24 protein-coding genes are annotated in these 20,262 nt (G+C 64.1%); 13 read left to right on the forward strand and 11 right to left on the reverse strand.

Annotation, left to right across the window (positions count from 1 at the left end):
- Nucleotides 1–117: 117 nt before the first annotated feature.
- Complete coding sequence (locus tag VGT77_RS00920; protein ID WP_414713337.1) at nucleotides 118–948, reverse strand: CsgG/HfaB family protein; 831 nt, start codon at nucleotides 946–948, stop codon at nucleotides 118–120.
- 160 nt (nucleotides 949–1,108) lie between these two features.
- Complete coding sequence (locus VGT77_RS00925) at nucleotides 1,109–1,816, reverse strand: DUF72 domain-containing protein (protein WP_327459002.1); 708 nt, start codon at nucleotides 1,814–1,816, stop codon at nucleotides 1,109–1,111.
- Between the two features lie 50 nt (nucleotides 1,817–1,866).
- On the opposite strand from VGT77_RS00925, the gene lepA reads away from it, so the two are divergent.
- On the forward strand, nucleotides 1,867–3,678 hold the full coding sequence (gene lepA, locus VGT77_RS00930; RefSeq protein ID WP_327458650.1) for a translation elongation factor 4: 1,812 nt from the start codon (nucleotides 1,867–1,869) through the stop codon (nucleotides 3,676–3,678).
- A gap of 257 nt (nucleotides 3,679–3,935) precedes the next feature.
- Here lepA and VGT77_RS00935 read toward each other — a convergent pair whose 3' ends face one another.
- Together VGT77_RS00935 and VGT77_RS00940 are read right to left on the reverse strand one after the other, a co-directional pair.
- The gene (locus VGT77_RS00935) at nucleotides 3,936–4,871 is read right to left on the reverse strand and encodes a DUF4435 domain-containing protein (RefSeq protein WP_327458652.1); all 936 of its coding nucleotides are present in this window, start codon (nucleotides 4,869–4,871) and stop codon (nucleotides 3,936–3,938) included.
- Nucleotides 4,864–6,444, reverse strand: coding sequence for an AAA family ATPase (locus VGT77_RS00940; protein ID WP_327458654.1), 1,581 nt, complete (start codon nucleotides 6,442–6,444; stop codon nucleotides 4,864–4,866). Before VGT77_RS00940 ends, VGT77_RS00935 begins: the two co-directional genes overlap by 8 nt.
- A 206-nt stretch (nucleotides 6,445–6,650) precedes the next feature.
- Here VGT77_RS00940 and VGT77_RS00945 point away from each other — a divergent pair, with 206 nt between their 5' ends.
- The 4 genes from VGT77_RS00945 to VGT77_RS00960 all read left to right on the forward strand — a co-directional run bounded on the left by VGT77_RS00945 (nucleotide 6,651) and on the right by VGT77_RS00960 (nucleotide 9,598).
- Complete coding sequence (locus VGT77_RS00945) at nucleotides 6,651–7,451, forward strand: HNH endonuclease (RefSeq protein WP_327458656.1); 801 nt, start codon at nucleotides 6,651–6,653, stop codon at nucleotides 7,449–7,451.
- A 161-nt stretch (nucleotides 7,452–7,612) separates the two neighbouring features.
- The gene (locus VGT77_RS00950) at nucleotides 7,613–8,146 is read left to right on the forward strand and encodes a dihydrofolate reductase family protein (protein ID WP_327458658.1); all 534 of its coding nucleotides are present in this window, start codon (nucleotides 7,613–7,615) and stop codon (nucleotides 8,144–8,146) included.
- Nucleotides 8,147–8,279: 133 nt separating this feature from the next.
- Nucleotides 8,280–8,747 carry a ribose-phosphate pyrophosphokinase gene (locus VGT77_RS00955; protein ID WP_327458660.1) on the forward strand — a complete coding sequence of 156 codons (468 nt, stop codon included), beginning with the start codon at nucleotides 8,280–8,282 and terminating at the stop codon, nucleotides 8,745–8,747.
- A gap of 17 nt (nucleotides 8,748–8,764) precedes the next feature.
- Complete coding sequence (locus tag VGT77_RS00960) at nucleotides 8,765–9,598, forward strand: SDR family NAD(P)-dependent oxidoreductase (RefSeq protein ID WP_327458662.1); 834 nt, start codon at nucleotides 8,765–8,767, stop codon at nucleotides 9,596–9,598.
- On the opposite strand, the gene VGT77_RS00965 is transcribed toward VGT77_RS00960, so the two are convergent.
- Nucleotides 9,570–9,785 (reverse strand): hypothetical protein, encoded by a 216-nt coding sequence (locus VGT77_RS00965; RefSeq protein ID WP_327458664.1) that lies wholly within the window; start codon nucleotides 9,783–9,785, stop codon nucleotides 9,570–9,572. The genes VGT77_RS00960 and VGT77_RS00965 overlap by 29 nt on opposite strands.
- Nucleotides 9,786–9,914: 129 nt before the next feature.
- Between VGT77_RS00965 and VGT77_RS00970 the strand changes: the two genes are divergently transcribed.
- Together VGT77_RS00970 and VGT77_RS00975 are read left to right on the forward strand one after the other, a co-directional pair.
- Nucleotides 9,915–10,364: a hypothetical protein gene (locus VGT77_RS00970; protein WP_327458666.1), complete on the forward strand. Its 450-nt coding sequence runs from the start codon at nucleotides 9,915–9,917 to the stop codon at nucleotides 10,362–10,364.
- Between the two features lie 204 nt (nucleotides 10,365–10,568).
- Nucleotides 10,569–10,754 (forward strand): hypothetical protein, encoded by a 186-nt coding sequence (locus tag VGT77_RS00975; RefSeq protein ID WP_327458668.1) that lies wholly within the window; start codon nucleotides 10,569–10,571, stop codon nucleotides 10,752–10,754.
- Nucleotides 10,755–10,758: 4 nt separating this feature from the next.
- Here the strand turns inward: VGT77_RS00975 and VGT77_RS00980 are convergent, their stop codons facing one another.
- Nucleotides 10,759–10,944 carry a hypothetical protein gene (locus VGT77_RS00980; RefSeq protein ID WP_327458670.1) on the reverse strand — a complete coding sequence of 62 codons (186 nt, stop codon included), beginning with the start codon at nucleotides 10,942–10,944 and terminating at the stop codon, nucleotides 10,759–10,761.
- A 106-nt stretch (nucleotides 10,945–11,050) separates the two neighbouring features.
- Here VGT77_RS00980 and VGT77_RS00985 point away from each other — a divergent pair, with 106 nt between their 5' ends.
- The gene (locus VGT77_RS00985; RefSeq protein ID WP_327458672.1) at nucleotides 11,051–11,461 is read left to right on the forward strand and encodes a low affinity iron permease family protein; all 411 of its coding nucleotides are present in this window, start codon (nucleotides 11,051–11,053) and stop codon (nucleotides 11,459–11,461) included.
- Nucleotides 11,462–11,464: 3 nt separating this feature from the next.
- Here VGT77_RS00985 and VGT77_RS00990 read toward each other — a convergent pair whose 3' ends face one another.
- On the reverse strand, nucleotides 11,465–11,650 hold the full coding sequence (locus tag VGT77_RS00990) for a hypothetical protein (protein ID WP_327458674.1): 186 nt from the start codon (nucleotides 11,648–11,650) through the stop codon (nucleotides 11,465–11,467).
- Between the two features lie 244 nt (nucleotides 11,651–11,894).
- Here VGT77_RS00990 and VGT77_RS00995 point away from each other — a divergent pair, with 244 nt between their 5' ends.
- The gene (locus VGT77_RS00995; RefSeq protein ID WP_327458675.1) at nucleotides 11,895–12,629 is read left to right on the forward strand and encodes a Crp/Fnr family transcriptional regulator; all 735 of its coding nucleotides are present in this window, start codon (nucleotides 11,895–11,897) and stop codon (nucleotides 12,627–12,629) included.
- Nucleotides 12,630–12,724: 95 nt separating this feature from the next.
- On the forward strand, nucleotides 12,725–13,450 hold the full coding sequence (locus tag VGT77_RS01000; protein ID WP_327458677.1) for a Crp/Fnr family transcriptional regulator: 726 nt from the start codon (nucleotides 12,725–12,727) through the stop codon (nucleotides 13,448–13,450).
- A gap of 53 nt (nucleotides 13,451–13,503) precedes the next feature.
- Here VGT77_RS01000 and VGT77_RS01005 read toward each other — a convergent pair whose 3' ends face one another.
- Entirely contained in the window at nucleotides 13,504–14,103 is a 600-nt protein-coding gene (locus VGT77_RS01005) for a PEPxxWA-CTERM sorting domain-containing protein (RefSeq protein WP_327459003.1), read from the reverse strand.
- 298 nt (nucleotides 14,104–14,401) lie between these two features.
- On the opposite strand from VGT77_RS01005, the gene VGT77_RS01010 reads away from it, so the two are divergent.
- Entirely contained in the window at nucleotides 14,402–14,803 is a 402-nt protein-coding gene (locus VGT77_RS01010) for a response regulator (RefSeq protein WP_327458679.1), read from the forward strand.
- Here VGT77_RS01010 and VGT77_RS01015 read toward each other — a convergent pair whose 3' ends face one another.
- Entirely contained in the window at nucleotides 14,804–15,784 is a 981-nt protein-coding gene (locus VGT77_RS01015) for a sensor histidine kinase (RefSeq protein WP_327458681.1), read from the reverse strand.
- 57 nt (nucleotides 15,785–15,841) lie between these two features.
- Nucleotides 15,842–16,639, reverse strand: coding sequence for a DUF1206 domain-containing protein (locus tag VGT77_RS01020; RefSeq protein WP_327458683.1), 798 nt, complete (start codon nucleotides 16,637–16,639; stop codon nucleotides 15,842–15,844).
- A gap of 162 nt (nucleotides 16,640–16,801) precedes the next feature.
- Here VGT77_RS01020 and VGT77_RS01025 point away from each other — a divergent pair, with 162 nt between their 5' ends.
- The gene (locus VGT77_RS01025) at nucleotides 16,802–17,113 is read left to right on the forward strand and encodes a GIY-YIG nuclease family protein (protein WP_327458685.1); all 312 of its coding nucleotides are present in this window, start codon (nucleotides 16,802–16,804) and stop codon (nucleotides 17,111–17,113) included.
- Between the two features lie 78 nt (nucleotides 17,114–17,191).
- Here the strand turns inward: VGT77_RS01025 and VGT77_RS01030 are convergent, their stop codons facing one another.
- Nucleotides 17,192–18,571 (reverse strand): helix-turn-helix domain-containing protein, encoded by a 1,380-nt coding sequence (locus VGT77_RS01030; RefSeq protein ID WP_327458687.1) that lies wholly within the window; start codon nucleotides 18,569–18,571, stop codon nucleotides 17,192–17,194.
- A 231-nt stretch (nucleotides 18,572–18,802) separates the two neighbouring features.
- Between VGT77_RS01030 and aceA the strand changes: the two genes are divergently transcribed.
- Nucleotides 18,803–20,083: an isocitrate lyase gene (gene aceA, locus VGT77_RS01035; protein WP_327458689.1), complete on the forward strand. Its 1,281-nt coding sequence runs from the start codon at nucleotides 18,803–18,805 to the stop codon at nucleotides 20,081–20,083.
- Nucleotides 20,084–20,262: the final 179 nt, after the last annotated feature.

Genomic DNA, 20,262 nt, shown 5'->3' on the forward strand with positions numbered 1-20,262 from the left:
AATTCGCTCGTCCCGAGCGGAGCGCGAAGCGCGTAGTCGAGGGGCGCTAACGTCGAAGCAACGGCCTTCGACTGCGGCCTTCGGCCTCCGCTCAGGACGAGCGGAGGCCTTCAAGCATTACCGCGCCTGCGGAGCCGCCGCCGCCGCGTTCGACGGCAGGCCACCCAGCTGCGACACCAGCTTGGTGTACGCATCGAGATAGGCGAGCACGATCACTTGGCCGATCTCGGTATCCTGATAGCCGGCGCCGCCCGCTGCCGCGAAGCCGCCCATCCAGCCATAGCCGCCACCGGCGCCGAAGCTGACGTCCGTCTTGCGGGCATAGCCCTGGGTCAGCGCCTCTTCCTCAGTGGTGCGAGCGTTGACGACAGAGAGGGTGACGGTCGCTTCGCCCTTCTTCATGTTGATGCCGCCAGCGATGCCGCCGACCGCACGGCCGAAGCCGCCGAACAGGCCGCCCAGCGCGCCCGCCGCCGCACCGATGCCGCCGCCGCCCGAATTGCGGTTCGCCGTCACGATGTCCGGCTGCAGGAAGTAATCCGCCGCCTTGACCTGACCCTTGCCCAGGTTGGAGCCGGCCTGCAGCTCGCCCTGGTCTGCCATCGCGCGCTCCAGGTTGCGGCTTGCCATCGAGCGGCCGCGATTGACGAGGGTGAAGCAGCCCGACTGCTGGATGAACACTTTCAGGATCGCCTCGGGGCTGCCCAGGTTGAACTCCCGCCACCATTGGGTGTCCGGCTCAACGATCGCGACCGAGCCAAGCTTGCGCGTGCAGGTCGGGATGTTCCGCTCCGCCCGCTCCTGCGCCCGGCGCGCCGACGACGCCCCTTTGGTGGTGCCGTCCTTATAGGTGCGGCCGTCCGACGACATGTTGGTCTGCGCCACCGCCGGCGACATGGACCCGATCAGCGCCGCGCTGGCGGCGAGGCTTGCGATGAACTTACGCACATTCAATCTCCCTAAACCCTTGAAGCAAGGCGCCTTGCCCCCTTTTCGACACGCGCCTTACCCGGCGCCGAAGCGCCGTTCCGTGACCCAAGTCACAGCCATTGCGATGTGCGACCCCTTTTCAGCGACGATAATGTAAAGCGCAGGCCTTGGCGACTGGTTAAGCGCCGAGCAGAGCCGCGAGATCGAGCGCATTGGCCGCCGCCGCGCCGCCCGCCGTATTGTCGAAGATCACCCAGGTTTCGCCGGCATTTGCATGCGCCAGACGCACCCGCTCCGCCCAGAGCAGGAGCGCGTCCGGCTCATAGCTGGACCAATAGGTGCGCGGACTCCCGTGCAGACGGAAATAGGCGAGGCCCGGCCAGCCGCCCGGCCTTGCCGCGCCTTCGTGCAGCTGCGGGTCGGCAGCGGCGCGTCCAATCTCCCAGCCGGCCAGCAGCGCATCCGCTTCTTCCGTGAACCAGCTCGCGTGACGCGGCTCGCACACTGCGGGCCTCGGCAGTTGCGCGAAGAACGTTGCGGCGACCTCCACATCGAAGGCGAGGCTGGGCGGCAGTTGCACCAGCAGCGGGCCGCGCCAGTCTCCCAGCGGCGCGATCTCGCCCAGGAACGCGCGCACCAACTCCCCGCATCCGGCCAGCTTCGCCTGGTGCGTGATCGTCTTCGGGACCTTCACCGAAAGGCGGAACCCCTCCGGCACCGATGCCGCCCAGCGCTCGAAGGTCGAGGCCCGATGCGACCGGTGAAAGGTCGAGTTGATCTCGGCGCACCCGAACCGCGCCGCATAGCGCTCCAGCGTCGTGCCCTCGGCCGGGAAGCGCTCCGCCGTCTGGCGCGGGATCGCCCAGCCCGCCGTGCCGATCCGCATCTCGCCCAAGCTTTCCCGTTCCTCCCGCCCCTGCTAACGCGCGCGGCAGCATGGCAACCGAACTTTCCAAGATCCGCAATTTCTCCATCATCGCGCATATCGATCATGGCAAGTCGACGCTCGCCGACCGGCTGATCCAGCGCACCGGCGGCCTCACCGACCGCGAAATGTCCTCCCAGGTCCTCGACAATATGGACATCGAGAAGGAGCGCGGCATCACCATCAAAGCGCAGACCGTGCGGCTGGAATGGAATGGCTACACCCTCAATCTGATGGACACGCCGGGCCATGTCGACTTCGCCTATGAAGTCAGCCGCAGCCTCGCCGCCTGCGAAGGCGCGCTGCTCGTGGTCGACGCGGCGCAGGGTGTCGAGGCGCAGACGCTCGCCAATGTCTATCAGTCGATCGAGCACGACCATGAAATCGTGCCTGTCATCAACAAGATCGACCTGCCCGCCGCCGAACCCGAAAAGGTGCGCGCCGAGATCGAGGAAGTGATCGGCCTCGACGCCTCCGAAGCGGTGCTCGCCTCCGCCAAATCCGGCATCGGCATCGACGAAGTGCTCGACGCGATCGTCAGGAAGATCCCGCCCCCCAAGGGCGATGCCGACGCGCCCTTGAAGGCGATGCTCGTCGACAGCTGGTACGATCCCTATCTCGGCGTCGTCATCCTGATCCGCGTCATCGACGGCGTCGTCAGGAAGGGCCAGCAGATCAAGTTCATGCAGGCCGGCACCACCCACCTGATCGACCGCGCCGGCGTGTTCCGCCCCAAGATCGAGAACCTGCCCGAGCTCGGCCCCGGCGAGGTCGGCTTCATCACTGCCCAGATCAAGGACGTGGCGCAGGCGCGCGTCGGCGACACGCTGACCGACGCCCGCCGCCCCACGGCGCAAGCGCTGCCAGGCTTTAAGGAAGTGCAGCCGGTCGTCTTCTGCGGCCTCTTCCCCACCGACGCCAACGACTTCGAGAAGCTCAGGGAAAGCATCTCCAAGCTCCGCCTCAACGATGCGAGCTTCAGCTTCGAGATGGAGACCAGCGCCGCATTGGGCTTCGGCTTCCGCTGCGGCTTCCTCGGCCTCCTGCACCTGGAGATCATCCAGGAGCGGCTGACCCGCGAATATGATCTCGACCTGATCACCACCGCGCCCAGCGTCGTCTATCGACTGCAGCTGACCCGCGCCGCCGGTGAGGCCGAGGCGCAGACGATCGAGCAACACAACCCCGCCGACATGCCCGATCCCAATCGGATCGACATGATCGAGGAGCCTTGGATCGAGGCGACCATCTATGTGCCCGACGAATATCTAGGCGCCATCCTGAAGCTCTGCCAGGATCGCCGCGGCATCCAGAAGAACCTGACCTATGTCGGCGGCCGCGCCCAGCTCACCTACGAGCTGCCGCTCAATGAAGTTGTGTTCGACTTCTACGACCGGCTGAAAAGCATCAGCCGCGGCTACGCCAGCTTCGACTATCACCAGATCGGCTATCGCGAGGGCGACCTCGTCAAGATGAGCATCCTGGTCAACAACGAGCCGGTCGACGCATTGAGCATGATCGTCCATCGCGGCACGGCCGAGACGCGCGGCCGCGGCATGTGCGAACGCCTGAAGGACCTGATCCCCCGCCACCTCTTCAAGATCCCGATCCAGGCCGCGATCGGCGGCAAGGTGATCGCGAGAGAGACCATCGCCGCGCTGCGCAAGGACGTGACGGCGAAATGCTATGGCGGCGATATCTCGCGGAAACGCAAGCTGCTCGACAAGCAGAAAGAGGGCAAGAAGAAGATGCGGGAGTACGGCAGCGTCTCCATCCCTCAAGAGGCGTTCATCGCCGCGCTCCGCATGGGCGACGAAGGCTAGCTGCTGGACAGGCAGGAAATGGGCAGGAACCCTCGATACCGGGGATCGAGGAAGCCCTAGTTCTGGCACGAAGACGATGCGGAACGCGCAGCGACCGTTAGCGCGGTGCGCTAGCGCAGGTGGATGGCTTCTGAGGTTGAGAAGGGGGCTTGCGTAGCAATCGCCGATTTAGACGAGACACCGCGACATCACTGGCCGGCGCGCGAAACTCGGAAAACTAGGGGAGGCGATAGACTAATGCAGCCACAACCTGAGTTCTATAGCCTAGCTGCACGATCGCATTTTGCCAAGAACGCAGCAAAGCCTTCGGGTAGCGGTGAGCGAGACGCGAGCGAGCCGAGACTCATCTCATCGTGCTTCAGCTTGGCATCCTGACCGATCGGTGGAGGGAAGAGGCCATGGCGAGCATTCCTATATTCATCACAGAGTCGGTCGAGCCATCCTCGGAAAAACTTGTACGCGAACTTACCTCGATAGCGCTCGCCAGGATCAAGCTGCTTAAACTCTTCTTCAAGCTGCTGAGTAGCCTCTCCCAAAATCGGGAGAGCTATCGCCTCCTCCGCCGGAGGATTACACGGCTGCACATGTCCTAATTCGACCGCAGCTAACTTTGCCAAGGAGGTAGGAATGTAGTTGTCGATCTCGACACGGACGCGCCGAGCGAAGAATATCCGCCGATTCAACTCCGAAGCTATTTGTAGGAAGTCCGCGTAGTCTGCTTCGAACAGCATGCAAACTTTTTCGCGCATAGCCCTATCCCCACTGCCCGGAAAGGCCACTTTGATCGTTTCGTCAAGAACCTGCCTGTCTACTAAGTAGTTCTCGATTGAATAGCGATCCAACATGAACACGAAATCGATGCTCTCAAATCCTTCTAATTCGTCAAAATCTCTATCAACTAGAAAGGCGACGCCTTCATTTGCGTTTGAAAGATCTCTGGCTAGAACATTCCTGAGCTTCTTAACTTCACGCTTGCCTGAACAAACGAAAAACTCGTACGCTAGATCTGGAGCGACGCGCTGAATCCAGTAGGAGTAGGCGATTTTGTCGTCGTCGCCCTCGACTGCGAAGATCAGGCCGCTGGGATAGCGGGATCGAAAGTTGAGGAAGCTGATCTTGGCCACAGCCTGTCGATCACGTGCTGCAATCTGGCTAGCAACATAAGAGTCTTGACCGCTGCCTTCCTCAATCATCGGACACGTCACCATTCCCGGCTGATGTCGGGAGCGCCAACTGCGGTTGGTTCGCGTCAGAGACTGATAAGTCGAGAGTCCGCGCAAAAGGTTCGAGAGAATTGTCAAACACAAAAGGCGAATGAGTGATTGCCACAACCTGCTCACAGTTTGGCGATAGAAGAACGTCAATCAATATACCGCGCTGCCAATCAATAGAGAGAGACAGCTCTGGCTCATCGATCAAAACAATCTTTTTCTTTGGATACAGATACATTCGAGCAAAAAGAGATATCATTTGCTTCTCGCCGGACGAGAGAGAGTCGAGCGAAATAGGCGTCTTCGCCGGTAGGCTCTCAACATTAACGCTCAGGTCTGTTGGGTTTAACTTAAGCTCCTTTGCGTCAATCTCTTGTAGATGCGTCCGGTTCGCTTCTGTACTAGGAAGCGTACTGGGTTCCGAAGATGACAAGTAACGATTGCAGCTCCTTATGAAATCCCCAACAGGCTGCTCGATCTCCTTTGTTATGTTAATTATTCCATTCAGCTTGTTTAGGAAGTAACGTAGGAACTTAGCCGATTCCGGGGGCACGCCTTCGCTACTATAGATTTTTGCAAAATCCGGAGCGCTAATCCTGGAATAATAAGGCCCCATCATTCTTGTTCCGGACTCCAGACGCGAGAAGAAGAGCTTTAGGTCGTCAGGCTGGGGTATCTCTGCGTCCTCTGAAACCTCGTATCCTCGGATAAGTTCATCAATTATGTTCTCGCTAATCTCACGATATTCCCTATTTGATCGCGCAATAATCCTATCGTGAAGTTGAGATAGCCTTTCGGAGATATCGCCCAAGCCGAACTGTATTTCTGCAGTATGCAGTCCACTGGCGGATATATTAAGCTTCGGCTTAGATCGTCCTAGGCGACGACGTTCCTCTCTATTGTCGGTGAGTGCAAGTTCGACGCGCCGGTAAGTCGGCAGATAAACTATCTCGAAGTCTGAAAGAGCCTCAGCTAATGTGGTCCTTAATCGATCAAGAGGAGGGCTTTTTCTGAAAAGCGAGTTGTAAGCATCCGCGCATGCTTTTCTAACTGCCCTGCTGTCATGCCCGAACGCTCTATACAACGCATTCGTTATGCTGTGCTGATCATGATCGTTAGCCCAGTTGTCTAGATAGGGCTCATAGTCTGAGAATAGAAACGCTAGGAGCTTATCGGTTCCAACTTGAGACCTACTTGCGAGACGCCCAATCTCGCCTTCAGACGAGCCTTGGAGAAAGGTAAGGAGATCATCGTGCGTTAGAACCAGTTCTTCCGGAACGCCCCTCAGTCGGCAATATATCTCTGCAAAGTCGAGGTCTCGAAGCCTATAGAGCTGCAGCTTCAAGAAGGCGTCTAATGCGCTGAGGAGGGTGGTCTTGCCAGTGCCATTCCTCGCTATCAGGATTGTAGCCGCGTGTTTCGAAGACAAGGATATATCGCGAAAGCCGTAGAGTCCCCTGATCCCGAACCGTTCTATCAAGGCGGGACGCGCTCCAGCCAACGCGGCGCGCTCCTGTGCGTCCGGAGTCGCAAGCACCTCTGTAACTTCGGACATCGAGCCCCCTCCTGAAGCAGAAACCTATTGAGTGATGACGTTTTAGCAAGGGTGGACATCAGGCGGTTCGCGGCGCAGACGGGGAGAGGCTTTGGAATGAGCCTACTTACCCCATCACCTTCGGCATCTTCATCCATCGCTCGGACTCGATCTACGACGACAGCCCGGCTGAGCGGTACCAGTTTTCGCCGCAGTATCTCGGGCGCGTGCAGGCCTGTGTTGGTGACTGGATCATCTATTATGAGCCGGTGAAGGTGCCGGGCACGCGCGGTTATTTCGCTGTCGCGAAGGTGCAGCAGGTCATTCTCGATCCGGGCACGCCCGGCATGTATCTCGCGATTATCGAAGCCGGCAGCTATCTCGACATCGCCAATCCTGTGCCGTTCAACAGCCCCGATGGGCTGGTCGAGCGCGGGCTTTTGAACGAGGCGGGCGCGATCTCCGGCCGCGCGCAGTCGGCCGTACGGCCGATCTCGCCGGGCGACTTCTACCGGATCGTGACGCTGGGGCTGGCCGAGCATGACGATCTGCTGCCGCGCATCGGTGAAGCGGCGCCGGGCTCGGCCGTGCGCGAGGAGCCTGCGCCTTTTCTGTATGAGCAGGAGCGGATCACGGCGCTGACTTCGCGGATCGTCCGCGACCGCGTGTTCCGCCGCATTGTCGTCAAAGCCTATGATGCGCGCTGCGCGATCACCGGCTTGAAGCTGATAAACGGCGGTGGGCGGGCCGAGGTGGAAGCGGCGCATATCCGTCCGGTGGGTGCGGACGGGCCGGATACGGTGCAGAACGGGCTTGCGCTGTCCGGCACGGTGCACTGGATGTTCGATCGCGGGCTGATCAGCCTTTCGGATGAGCTCGACATCCTGGTGTCGCGGCAGGTGAATGATCCGGACAGCGTGTGGAGCCTGGTCAACAAGGCGCGGAAGGCGCTGGCGCCGGCGCGCGCGATGGATCGGCCGCACCCGCATTTTCTCGGCTGGCATCGGGAGCATTGCTTCAAGCACTGAGGCCACCAACTCCCCCGTTATCGTGAACTTGTTTCAGGACAAGGCGTCCGCTCGCTTCCAAGCTGGGGAGCGCAACTTCAAACAACGCGCTGCTCAACCCTTGTCCCGAAACGAGTTCGGGATGACGATGGTGCGGTGCACCGCGCGGAGAACGGAACACCATGGCCCAGCTCGTCTTCGGAATGAACGTCTCCCTCGACGGCTATGTCGATCATGACCGGTTCGCGCCGTCGCCGGGGCTGTTCCGGCACTTCGTTGCCGAGGCCGAGGGGCAGGTGGGGAGCCTGTATGGCCGCCGCGTCTATGCGCTGATGCGCTATTGGGAGGAGGACCAGCCGGGCTGGGGTGCGGACGAGCGGGCGTTCGCGGCGGCGTGGCGGCGTCAGTCGAAATGGGTCGTGTCGCGGACGCTGGGCGGGGCCGGGCCGAAAGCGCGGCTGCTGGGCGTGGACGATCTCGCGGCGGAGGTCCGCCGGCTGAAGGAGAGCCATGCGGGCGAGATCGAGGTCGCCGGGCCGGCGCTGGCGGGCAGCCTCTCCGCCCTGGGACTGATCGACGAATACCGCCTCTATCTTCACCCGGTCGTGCTGGGCGGTGGCACGCCCTATTTCGCCGGCGCCCGCCCGCCGCTTCTCCTCCTCGCGCACGATCTGATCGACGGCGACGTGATCCGGCTGCGCTACGTCCCTGCCTGACGATCCTTTCGATTTCGCTGTCCTACACGCCGCCCGCCTTGCTAGCCCTTGCGCTCAAGGCTCTGTGACTCGTCCGGATCGCGCCCTCGCCGCTCACGAGATTCACATATCGCACGTGCAGAAGGTGCGGAATGTGCGGATCGTGCGGAATGTGCGGGAAGGGTGGCGCGGAGTGAATCCGCGCCGTGCGGCCGGGCGGGCGCCGGCTCTGCGCGCAAGCTGGCTTGCGCTCGGCGGCGACGCTACGCTCCCGCCCATGTTCGACGTGAGCGAAGTGCGGGCGTTGCTGATCGCGGCGGCGCGGGAGGGGCGGGCCGTCTCCTATGTGGAAGGCCTGGCGGCGTTCGGCCACCGCTTCACCCGGCCGAAGATGCGGGCCTTCTGCAAGGCGCTCGACGCCGTCGACCAGGCCGGCGCGGCGGCGGGGGAGCCGGAACTGGCCGTGCTGGTGGTGCGGGAATCGGACGGGCTGCCGGGCCAGGGCTGGTGGGTCGGATCGTCGCTGCGCTACGGGCATGAGGGCGACTGGACCGGGCCCGAGGCGAAGGCGCTGGTGCGGGAGCTGCAGGGCCGGGCGTTCGACTATTGGAGAGATGAATAGTGTTCGAAGGCAGAAAAGTGTGGATCACGGGCGCGTCGTCCGGCATCGGCGCGGCGCTGGCGGAGGCGTTCGCGGCAGAGGGCGCGCGGCTGGTGCTGTCCGGGCGCAGGCGCGAGGCGCTGGCGGAGGTCGGGGCGCGGGTGCAGCCGGATGCGGTGCTGCTGCCGTTCGAGGCAACCGACTGGGCGGCGCTGCCGGAAGCGGTCGCGACGGCGGGCGAGGTGGACGTGCTCGTCAACAATGCCGGCATCAGCCAGCGGAGTCTTGCCGTCGACACCAGGCCCGAAGTCTACAAGGCGCTGATCGAGACCGACCTGCTTGCCCCCATCTGGCTGACCCAGCTGGTGCTGCCCGCCATGGTCGAGCGGGGGCGCGGCGGGCACATCGTCGGGATCAGCTCGGTCGCGGGGCGCGTCGGAACAGTGCTCCGGACCGGCTATTGCGCGGCCAAGCACGGGCTGATCGGCTATCTCGACGCGCTGCGCGCCGAGGTGGAGCTGGCCTATGGCATCAAGGTCACTACGGTGCTGCCGGGTTCGGTCAGGACGCAGGTTGCGGCCAATGCGCTGGTGGCGGACGGGTCGGCCCGAGGCGAGTCGGACGTCAACATCGATGCGGGGATGGAGCCGGCGGAATGCGCGCGGCGGATCCTGGCCGGCATGAAGGCAGGCACGCGCGAGATCATCGTCGCGGAGGGCGGCGAGGCGCGCGGCGCGGCGTTGCGCTTTGCCGATCCGGAACGGCTGTTCGGCCTGCTCGCCCAGGAAGGTGCGCGGCTGGCGGAGGAGCGGGCGAAGGGGGCGCGGCCGGAGCCGGCGCCGGTCAGGCGGACTTTGCCTGAGCGCCAGTGACGGGGATCGGATCGGCGCCGGCCGGCAGCAGCGCCACCTTGCGCGCGCCGGACCAGAGTTCGCAATCGACTGAGGGCGCGACTTTCCGGCCAGCGGCGATCGCGTCGTCATCATTCTCGGCAAGCAGCTCGTGCCGGCGCGTGATCCGCCCGCTGCGATCCAGGCAGTAAAGCTTATACTCGGCCATGGACCACCCCCGACCAGCTTCATAGCCGAGTCGGCGACGTGCGTCTGTCCTCCAGCCGACATAGTGTGACGCTCGCCACTGCATTCGTCGCGCGATAGGCTAGCCCCAAGGGCAACAGGGAGGACATGAGTGAAGAGACTGCTGGCTTTGGGCCTTATCGCCGCGGCGCCCGCCGCTGCCACTGCCGCGCCGCCAATGCCGCGCTGGACCGCGGCGGGCATGGACCATGCGGGCCGGACGATCGAAATCGACCGCAACTCATTGAACTGGCGTTCGGTGCAGCGGGCCTGGTGGCGTGTTTCCTATCCGGAGCCCCGGCGCGACGGCACGGTCGAGGAACGGCATCTGGAGCTGGTCGATTGCCGCGACGGCACGTCGGCGGTGATCCGGATCGTGTCGCTGGACGGCACCGGCCGGGTGCTGAACGAGCAGGTCGATGGCGAGGAACTGGCGCTGCAGCGGCTGAGCCCGCCGACGCCCGACACGGCCGGGGAGACGGTAACGCGGGAAGCCTGCCGCCTCCGCCCGCCGCCCCCGCCTCCTCCGCCGCGTAAGCGCATGATGCAGAAGCAAAAATAATTTGTCCCTTTTTGGAACAGGAGGGCGTGCTCGGGCATTCTACCCTCCGAGAGCTTGAAGAACCCCCCTTCCCCAAGCTCCGATACCGCCCCGCTCAGGCCCTCACCCCCCCGGTGCCTGGCGGGGCATTTTCGTTTCCGGACGGCGCAATTATAACTTTGTCTATGTCGGGAACCCGACATAGCCTCTGGTGGTTCAACCGCCGTGATCAGTGATAGCGTCTATCTTCGCCAACAGGCCGAACGCTGCCGCCGCCTCGCCGCCGACTGTTCGGACGCCCGCACCGCCCATTCGCTGCGCCTTATGGCTGAGGATTACACCTCCCGCGCGGCCGCCGCTGCGGCGCGAGAGCCGGTCGAGTTCATGCTGGTCGAGACGCGTCAGGGTTGATCGTTCAGATCGTCGAGACGTGGCGGGCCGGGGCGCTGCTCAGGTCCCAGAGTTCGCGCGCGCCCTCGCGGCGAAGCGCGGCGGCGCGGCGCAGCGCCTCGCGGTCATCGCGCGCCTCGAAGTCGCGGTGGCGTATGATCTTGCCATGTTTGACCGTGTAGAGGCGGTAAAGCCTGTGCGCGTGATCCAAGTGGAACCCCTTCCGTTCCAATGCCTTTGACGGAAAGAGCCTGAACCCCGGCTTGCTGGCGCCTGGGCCCGGCGGAGCCGGACGGGCGGATGCGCGTTGCCGAAAAATGGACCGCATCTTTACCCATGTTGCAACGCGCATCGCAACGGCGGCGGGCCAGCCGCAGACGTTCTTGGTCGCCCTGCTGGTAATTCTGGGCTGGGGGCTGTCAGGCCCCTATTTCGGCTATTCCGACACCTGGCAGCTGGTCGTGAACACGGCAACGACGGTCGTTACCTTCCTGATGGTCTTCGTCATCCAGAACAGCCAGAACCGGGACGCGGCGGCGATGCAGGCCAAGCTGGACGAGATGTTGCGCGCGCTGGAGAAAGCGCGCGAGCAGTTCATCGGCATCGAGCATCTGACCGACCGCCAGATCGAGGACCTGCGCGCCGCGCTTGAGCGGGAAGTCGGCAAGGAACCGGGCAAGCCGGGAACCGCTGACGACACGGTGGAGCGTTTGCTCGAACGTTACTGAGGCTCAGGCGCGCTGACGATTGCCGGTCAGCGATGCGAGGCGGCGCGGGCCCTGCCATATCTCGGCGCCAAAGCCATCGGGGCAGATGACTGCCTGGGCCAACGCGGCGTCATCGTCCGACGCCTGATAGTCGTGCCGGTCCTTGATCCGACCATCGGCACGGAGACAGTAGAGCCGGTAATCCTGCATCGCATTTTCCCCTGCGAAACAGGTGGTTAAGCGAGTCGCGAACCAATCGCCTTCACAAGGATCATGTTGACCGAAAAAAAGAGCGCATGCGGTGACGATCCCAAGCTAAGCCGTTCAAACGAAACATATGTTCAGTATAGCGCGCCGACAGATGTTATGCTTGGCCCATCGCCGGCTAGCTATTTCGGGCGCCGGTGACCGAGAGACGTTTCATGCTCCCGCCCCAATCCCGCGGGAGACGTTCATGACCGGGCGAGACACGCATCCCCTCCAGCTGCTGGTCAGAAAGCTGGAGACGCACCACCCTTTGCAGGATGCAGACCGGGCGGCGATTCTTGGCCTGCCCCACAAGCTGCGGGCGGTCGAGCCGCAAACCTATCTGCTCCGGGAAGGCGACCGGCCGGAGCGCTGTGCAGTGATCGTTTCCGGCTATGCCTTTCGCCACAAGCTGACGGGCGACGGGGCGCGCCAGATCCTATCCATCCATATCTCGGGCGAGGCGGTCGATTTCCAGAACCTGTTCCTGGAGCAGTCCGACCATAACGCTCAGATGCTCACGCGCGGCGAGATTGCCGACATTCCGATAGGCGCGCTGGAGGAGCTGGCGAACGCCAACGCCGGCGTCGGGCGGGCGATGTTCGTGTCCACGCTGGTCGAAGCGTCGGTGTTTCGCGAATGGACGTTGAATGTCGGCCGGCGCGACGGGCGGACCCGCATCGCCCATCTGCTCTGCGAGTTTGCGGTGCGGCTGAGCGCGCAGGGGCTGGACGGCCATCACGGCTATGAGCTGCCGATGACCCAGGAACAACTGGCGGACGCCACCGGCCTGACATCGGTGCACGTCAACCGCACGCTCAAACCCCTGCAGGCCGACCGGCTGATCGACCGCGACCGCCGCGCCATCCGCTTCCCCGACTGGAAAGCGATGCGCGACGTCGGGGATTTTACCACCCGCTATCTGCGCATCCAGAATGCCTAACCAAGGTTAGGTATGACCAGCCCAACTTTCGCGAAAGAACGCGCGCCCCGATAAGCTTAGTTCACGATCCTTGGCCGTAGCAAAGGTGCGTCTTCTTGCAGCAGGGATCGACACTCACGCCATTGCTTGCGCGATGGCAACAACGGGTTTCGTTCACCGACGAAGAGCAGAAAGCGGTGCTGTCGCTGCCATTCACGCGCCGCCAGATGCACCGTGACGCCTATCTGGTCCGCGAGGGCGAAACGCCGACCCATTGCCATCTGCTCCTCGCCGGCTTCGCCTATCGCCAGAAGCTGATCACGACCGGCGCGCGGCAGATCATCTCCATCCACATCATGGGCGAGTTCGTCGACCTGCAGAACCTGCTGCTCGCGACCGCCGATCACAATGTGCAGAGCCTTGGCCGATCGGAAGTGGCGATGGTGCCGGTGCCGGCGCTGTCCGAGCTGATCGGGCGTTATCCGGCGATCCGCCGCGCGGTGTGGCTGGACTCGCTGATCGACAGCTCCATCTTCCGCGAATGGGTGGTGAATGTCGGCCGCCGTTCGGCACGCGCGCGGGTCGCGCACCTGCTGTGCGAACTGTCGCTGCGCATGCGCCGATCAGGCCTGTCGCAAGGGGACTCGTTTCACCTTCCCCTGACCCAGGAGCAGATGGCCGACGCGACCGGGCTGACCGCCGTCCACACCAACCGGACGCTGCAGGGGCTGCGCCGCGACGGGATCATCAGTTTTTCGTCTGGCACGATGACGCTGCTGGACTGGGATCGGCTGGCCGAGGCCGGCGACTTCAGCGAGCGCTACCTGCACCACGACGAATGAGAAAGGGCGCCGCCGGTCCGACCAGCGACGCCCTTCCTATGCTCAGGTCCGGATCAGGCCGAAACGACCGTGCGCCGGTTGCTGCGGCGCGCCGCGGCGCCGAGCAGGCCGAAGCCGCCCAGCATCATCGCCCAGGTCGCCGGTTCCGGAATGGCATTCGGGACCGAGACGTTGCCGAGCGTGAAGACCGGCGTGTTCGATCCACCCGGCAGGCCGTTCGGATTGTTCTTCGTGGTCTGGGTGAAGAACGCATCGGCGACCAGGCCGCTGAACGTCGAGCGCGCCCCCAGGCCGTTGAAGTCCAGCGGCGCGAACGGGCCGTTCTCGTTGCGGAAGTCCGGGCCGACATAGGTGAAGACGAGGTTCACCAGGTTCGGATTGTCGGTGAAGCCCGGCGTCACCGGATCGCTCGACGTCAGCTCGGTCGTGGCAACCACTTGCGCTGATGGCGAGAAGACAGAGCCCGCAATGTAGCCCGCGAAATCGTAGATCACGAGCCGGTCGCCGCTGCGCAGACCTTCATCCGGACCCAGAGTGCCCTGATAGCGGAAGGTGTTGTTGTTGGGACCGTTGTTGGTGACGCTCTGCAGCGTGATCACCGCCGCGTTCGCCGAACCTGCAAGGCCGATCGCCGCGGCCGCGGCCAATAGCATCTTCTTCAATGTCTTCACTCCCTGAGCAGAAACGCCACCCCTGGCGGGAGCCAACCCACGGCTCCGTTGCTCCGCGCGTCTGAACAGGGGTCGAGGCACTCCGGTTCATTGAAGAATCACATTTTTTTCGCGCTGTTCCGAAGCGGGACGGCGGCCCTGAGGGCTCGGCGATTGTCAAGACATCGAAGTCAAGGTGCATAGGCGTTCCCAACACAACCCAGTCGCTCGTTTGGAGCACGAGGACACTGCATCAGATTCAAAGCCGGAACTTCAGCCCTCCGACGGGATTGTTACGCACATGGCTCCATCAATCCTGATCGTCGAAGACGAGATGCTCGTCGCGCTCGAGATGGAGAGCATCCTCGAAGAACATGGCTATCGCGTGCTGGGCATTGCCGCCGACCTGGCGAGCGCGCTCGGCTATGCGCAGCAGGGCATTGACCTTGCCCTCGTCGATCTCAATCTGCGCGACGGCCTGACCGGTCCGGAGATCGGCGCCCGGCTGGCGGGCGAGCATCAGGCCGGGGTGCTGTTCGTGACCGCCAATCCGCGGCTGCTCGGCAATGGCGTGGCGGGAACGATCGGCGTCATCTCCAAGCCCACCGACGAGGCGAGCCTGACGTCGGCCGTGGCCTTTGCCCTGCGGGTGCGCCTTGGCCAGCCGGCTGAGGCGCCACCGTCCTTGCGCCGCTTCGGCTGATCAGCCTCGGCTGAGCGCGGTCAGCGGCAGCACGATCCGCACGCGCAGGCCTTCGGTCGCCCAGACCCGCTCCAGCGTACCGCCCAGTTGCTGGACCACGCTCATCTCGGTCAACCGGCTGCCGAAGCCGGAGAATTCGGGTTCCGCGACGATCGAAGGGCCGCCCTGCTCTTCCCAACTCAGTAGCAATTTACCGCCCTGCACGGCCGAGACGACCCGCACCCGCCCCTCGGGCCGTGACAAAGCGCCATATTTTGACGCGTTGGTGGCGAGTTCATGGAAGACCAGGCCGATGGGCGTTGCCCCGCGATCGTCGACCGGCAGGTCGTCGCCTTCGATCGTCAGCCGCCCCTCATCGAGCGCCGGATAAGGGCTGAGCAGTTCCTCGAGAAGCGTCTTCAGCCGCGACGGCCCGGGATGGCGCGCGCTGTCTGCATTGTGCGGCCGGACATAGTCATGAGCGCGGCCGAGCGCCGCCACCCGATCTTGCAGCTGGCGGGCAAAGTCCTTCAGCTCCGGCCGCTGACGCGCGGAAAGCCCGATCAACCCGTTCACGACCGCGAAGATGTTCTTGATCCGGTGGCTGAGCTCCCGGCTCAGCACGTCATTCTGCTCGGCGATCCGTTTCTGCTCGTCGATATCTGTGCAGGTGCCGACCCAGCGGACGATCTCACCCGCTTCGTTTCTGACGGCGAGGGCGCGGCCAAGCGTCCAGCGATAGACGCCGCTACGATGGCGTAACCGATATTCGATTTCATAAGGCTCGCCGGTTTCGAGGCTGTGCCGCCAGCGCGCCCAGGCCCGCTCCTGATCGTCCGGGTGGAACATGCCGTTCCAACCCTCGCCGTCGGTGGAGCCCTCCGGCACGCCGGTGAACGCATACCATCGCGCATTATAGTAATCGTGCGAGCCGTCCGGCAACGTCGACCAGACCATCTGCGGCATCGCGTCCGCGAGCTGCTGAAACGAAATCTGGCCCACTCCCGCGCCGGGCTCGTCCGCGATCGATCGACTTACCGCCACAATCTCCAAGCCGCTTTATCCCAGATGCGAGCGCACGCGTTGGCCGAGCCCCTCGACGGGCATTTGGTGGAGAATGCGGTAGCGCGCTTCGATCAGGCTGAACAGACCGAAGGCCAGCAGCCCAAGGGCGACGACCACGTCCCAGGGATTGCTCAACCAGGCAAGCGCCTCGGCCATGCCACCGGCCTCGCTCGCCCGCTGGTCGAGACCGGCGCGAACCAGGAAGAAGCCGCTGATGAGGAAAACCAAACCGCGCGCGGCATAGCCCGCCCGGCCGGTCCACCGCACCCACTCCCGCCCGGCAACCTGCGGCTCGAGATGCTTCAGGAAGCCGGCCTTTGCGGCTTTGACCAGTTGGAACAGTCCGATGCCAAGCAGCACAAGTCCTGCCAGCACCAGCAGCACGCCGCCACCTGGCAGTTGCAGCGTCGATTGCGCGCCCTCCTGCGTGCCGCTTCCAGTCTGCGCGGCCATGCCCTGGATCAGGCGGATCGCCTGCCAGGCCAGAAGCAAGTGAATGATGCCGCTGGCGCCCGCGCCCAGCCGCTCGCGCAGGCCCGATCCGTCACTGCCATGCCGCTCGACATCGAACGCTGCGTCCGAAAGCCGCCAAAGGCCATAGGCGACAAAGCCGGCTGTCATAAGCGCAAGCAGGATCCGCCCCCCGCCCTGACCCAGCGTCTGCAGCGCGCCACTCGGATCTTCCGCCCGGCCGGTCGTCAGCACAAGCAGCGCGATCACGACGTAGAGCAGGCCGCGCGCGGCAAAGCCCAAACGAGTAAGCATGGTCAGGCGTTGAGCGACATCGGCCATGATCGATCCTCCAGGCGGGTGAAGCGCGCAGCATCACAGTTTCGTTCCCGTCACGACGGGTGCAGGAGAGGCGGCAATATGGTCGGCCTAGGGCGACACTCTGCTATGGTGGCCCTCTTTTCGTCATTCCCGCGAAAGCGGGAACCCAGCTAAGTCAGCACGATGCATCGCCACTTCGCGCCCGCCGTTTATCTACTCGCGCCACAGCGAAATGGCACGCTGTACGTCGGCGTCACATCGGACCTGATCACGAGAGTGCATCAACATCGGCACGGCCTGGTCTCAGGCTTCACGCGAGAATATGGCGTCAAGCTCCTCGTCTGGTTCGAAATGCATGCCACGATGGCGGCGGCGATCCAGCGCGAGAAGCGGGTCAAGAAGTGGAACCGCGCGTGGAAGCTGGAGCTGATTGAGGGGACGAACCCAGACTGGCGCGACCTATACGAGTCACTAAGTTTCGCTCCGCTCAAGTGAGCGGAGCGGCTGGGTTCCCGCTTCCGCGGGAATGACGAAGGTCGTCTGGCCATGCTTGTAGAAGCAGTCAGGAGCCCCTCAATCCTCGACGAAGCTGAAGGCGCTCAACCCTCGTTCGCGTTCGTTAAACAGCAGGGCCCGGCCGGCGGGCGGGGCGCTGCGCTGAGGGCATTGCGGGCGGGTGCATTGCCGGCAGCCGAGACCGATCGGCGTTGCCGTGCCGGTCAGGTCCATGCCGCGGGCGAGCGCCAGGCTGCCGGCCAGCTCCGCCGCGACGCCCAGGCCGACGACGAACTCGGCGCCGACATCGCCGGCGCGGCGGCCCTGGGGGTGGACCGTGCGGGCGAAGCTGAACCAGCGGCTGCCATCCGTCAGTTCGACCAGGTCGCGCTCGATCCGGCCGGGGCGATCGAAAGCGGCGTGAAGGCGCCATAACGGGCAGCGGCCGTCCGCCTCGACCAGGGGCGCACCGCTGGCCCCCGCATAGCGTTTGCTCGACTGGCCGGCGCGGTCGATGCGGATCATGAAGAAAGGCAGGCCGCGCGCGCCCACGCGCTGCAAAGTGGTCAGCCGGTGCGCGACCTGCTCGAAACCGGCGCCGAAGCGGCGCTGCAACAGCTCGACGTCATATCCGGTCGCCTCGCAGGCGCGGAGGAAGCGGGCATAGGGCATCATCAGCGCCGCGGCGAAATAGCCGGTCAGGTGACGACGGAAGAGGCGCTCGGCGGCACGCTCCGGCAAGGCTGCGCCTTTCACCAGCGCCTCGATCTCCGCCCGCGCCTCGATGCTGCCGAGCTGAAATGCGGCCTGGAAGGTCCGCGAGGCCGGATCGAGCATTTCGGACAATTGCAGCTGACGCGCGTGGAGATCGAGGCGTCGGAGCGCATCGGGCAGCACCTCGACCGGCAGGATGCGAAGCGTCAGGCTGTGCTTGACCCGCAGCCGCTCGGCGATTGCGGCATAAAGGTCGCCTGCCGACAGGCGCAGTTCGTCGGCCAAACCTTCTGCGGCGGCGTCGAGATCGGGGAAATGGTTGCGCCAGCGTTCGATCTCGCGCCGGGCGAGTGTCATCGGATCGGCCGCGTCCGTCGCCGCGCCGCCGCCGCTGCCGAGCCGGTCATAGGCGCGGGCAAAGGCTTCAGCCCCACCGGGGGCTCCGGCCAGCCATTCCTCGAGCTCCGCGCGGTCGATCTCCAGATCCTGGAACATCGGGTCGTTGAGCCGGCGCCGTATCGCCTCCGGCCCGCCGCCCGGACTGCCGGCGCTAAGCGAGCGTGGGTCGAAGTCGAACAGCTCGGTCAGGCGCACGAGCAGTTGCGCGGTCAGCGGCCGCTGGTTGCGCTCGATCAGGTTCAGATAGCTGGCCGAAATGCCGAGCTGCTCGGCCATGGCGGCCTGGCTCAACCCCGCCTGCCGCCGCAAGCGCCGCACCTGATGCCCTGCGATCAGCTTCGCCATGCTTACCCCAACACCGTTCGCGTCGAGCGAAGTCGAGAAGCGCTTGCCGCTTCACCAATGTTTCTCGAATTCGCTCGAAACGAATCGATTGTAAATAGTTTACAACTGCACGCGGCGGGCAAGCCGCCCATCCACAGAGCGACCCTCTTAGCTGCTCTTCCGCTTACAGCGGTACGTGGGATCTGTGCTTTACACGTTCCATCTCAGCTCAATCTGTAAAGGGGCGTACACATGACCGACTTCTCCGACCTGATCGCCGCACCCGAAGGCCGCTTCGACGGCATCAACCGCACCTACACGGCGGCCGATGTCGAGAAGCTGCGCGGATCGGTGCCGATCGAATACACGCTTGCCCGGCGCGGCGCGCTGAAGCTGTGGGAGCTGCTGAAGTCCGAGCCGTACATCAACGCGCTCGGCGCTCTCTCCGGCAACCAGGCGATGCAGATGGTGCGGGCGGGGCTGAAGGCGATCTACCTCAGCGGCTGGCAGGTCGCGGCCGACGCCAACACCGCCGGCGCGATGTATCCGGACCAGTCGCTCTATCCGGCCAATGCCGGCCCGGAGCTTGCCAAGCGGATCAACAAGACGCTGCAGCGCGCCGACCAGATCGAGCATTCCGAAGGTGGCGCGAAGCGCGACTGGTTCGTGCCGATCGTCGCCGACGCCGAGGCCGGCTTCGGTGGGCCGCTCAACTGCTTCGAGATCATGAAGGCCTATATCGAGGCGGGCGCCGCCGGCGTGCACTTCGAGGACCAGCTCGCTTCCGAAAAGAAGTGCGGCCATCTGGGCGGCAAGGTGCTGATCCCGACCCAAGCGCATATCCGCAACCTCAACGCGGCGCGCCTCGCCGCTGACGTCTGTGGCGTGCCGACCGTGCTCGTCGCCCGCACCGACGCCGAAAGCGCCAAGCTGATTACCTCCGACATCGACGAGCGTGATCATGAATTCCTGACGGGCGAGCGCACGCCCGAAGGCTTTTTCCGGCTGAAGGACGGCACCGGCGTCGATCATTGCATCAAGCGCGGCATCGCCTTTGCCGAGCATGCCGATCTCTTGTGGTGGGAGACAAGCCACCCGAACCTGGAGGATGCCAAGCGGTTCGCCGAGGCTGTGCAGAAAGCACACCCGGGCAAGATGATGGCCTACAATTGCTCGCCGAGCTTCAACTGGGAAGCCAAGCTCGACAAGGACACGATCGCCAAGTTCCAGCGCGAGCTGGGCGCGATGGGCTACAAGTTCCAGTTCGTGACCCTGGCGGGCTTCCACCAGCTCAACCACGGCATGTTCGAGCTGGCGCGCGGCTATAAGGACCGCGGCATGGCGGCCTATTCCGAGCTGCAGCAGGCCGAGTTCGCGAGCGAGAAGGACGGCTACACCGCGACGCGCCACCAGCGCGAAGTCGGCACCGGCTATTTCGACCTGGTCGCGCAGGCGGTGTCCGGCGGCGAGGCGAGCACCACCGCGCTCGCCGAGAGCACCGAGGCCGACCAGTTCAAGAAGAACGCAGCCTGAGGCGGAACATCACGTCGTTGCGAGCGGAGCGAAGCAATCCAGTGCGGCCTCGCGCCCCGCTGGATTGCCGCGTCGCTTTGCTCCTCGCAATGACGGACACGGCCGCAACGATAATCTGTTGCGCCTTCGTGATAAGCCTCTAGTTTCCGCGCGCATAAGGGCGCTCGCTCGCAGCGCTG

The organism is Sphingomonas sp., from assembly GCF_035944535.1.
In the GTDB taxonomy this organism is placed as follows: Bacteria; Pseudomonadota; Alphaproteobacteria; order Sphingomonadales; family Sphingomonadaceae; genus Sphingomonas_B.

Coding starts and splice junctions, on each gene's coding strand:
- VGT77_RS00925 (WP_327459002.1), bottom strand. CDS start 1,816: ATGCGGATCGGCACGGCGGGCTGGGCGATCCCGCGCCAGACGGCGGAG.
- lepA (WP_327458650.1), top strand. CDS start 1,867: ATGGCAACCGAACTTTCCAAGATCCGCAATTTCTCCATCATCGCGCAT.
- VGT77_RS00935 (WP_327458652.1), bottom strand. CDS start 4,871: ATGATTGAGGAAGGCAGCGGTCAAGACTCTTATGTTGCTAGCCAGATT.
- VGT77_RS00940 (WP_327458654.1), bottom strand. CDS start 6,444: ATGTCCGAAGTTACAGAGGTGCTTGCGACTCCGGACGCACAGGAGCGC.
- VGT77_RS00950 (WP_327458658.1), top strand. CDS start 7,613: ATGGCCCAGCTCGTCTTCGGAATGAACGTCTCCCTCGACGGCTATGTC.
- VGT77_RS00965 (WP_327458664.1), bottom strand. CDS start 9,785: ATGGCCGAGTATAAGCTTTACTGCCTGGATCGCAGCGGGCGGATCACG.
- VGT77_RS00985 (WP_327458672.1), top strand. CDS start 11,051: ATGGACCGCATCTTTACCCATGTTGCAACGCGCATCGCAACGGCGGCG.
- VGT77_RS00990 (WP_327458674.1), bottom strand. CDS start 11,650: ATGCAGGATTACCGGCTCTACTGTCTCCGTGCCGATGGTCGGATCAAG.
- VGT77_RS00995 (WP_327458675.1), top strand. CDS start 11,895: ATGACCGGGCGAGACACGCATCCCCTCCAGCTGCTGGTCAGAAAGCTG.
- VGT77_RS01005 (WP_327459003.1), bottom strand. CDS start 14,103: ATGCTATTGGCCGCGGCCGCGGCGATCGGCCTTGCAGGTTCGGCGAAC.
- VGT77_RS01010 (WP_327458679.1), top strand. CDS start 14,402: ATGGCTCCATCAATCCTGATCGTCGAAGACGAGATGCTCGTCGCGCTC.
- VGT77_RS01020 (WP_327458683.1), bottom strand. CDS start 16,639: ATGGCCGATGTCGCTCAACGCCTGACCATGCTTACTCGTTTGGGCTTT.
- VGT77_RS01025 (WP_327458685.1), top strand. CDS start 16,802: ATGCATCGCCACTTCGCGCCCGCCGTTTATCTACTCGCGCCACAGCGA.
- VGT77_RS01030 (WP_327458687.1), bottom strand. CDS start 18,571: ATGGCGAAGCTGATCGCAGGGCATCAGGTGCGGCGCTTGCGGCGGCAG.
- aceA (WP_327458689.1), top strand. CDS start 18,803: ATGACCGACTTCTCCGACCTGATCGCCGCACCCGAAGGCCGCTTCGAC.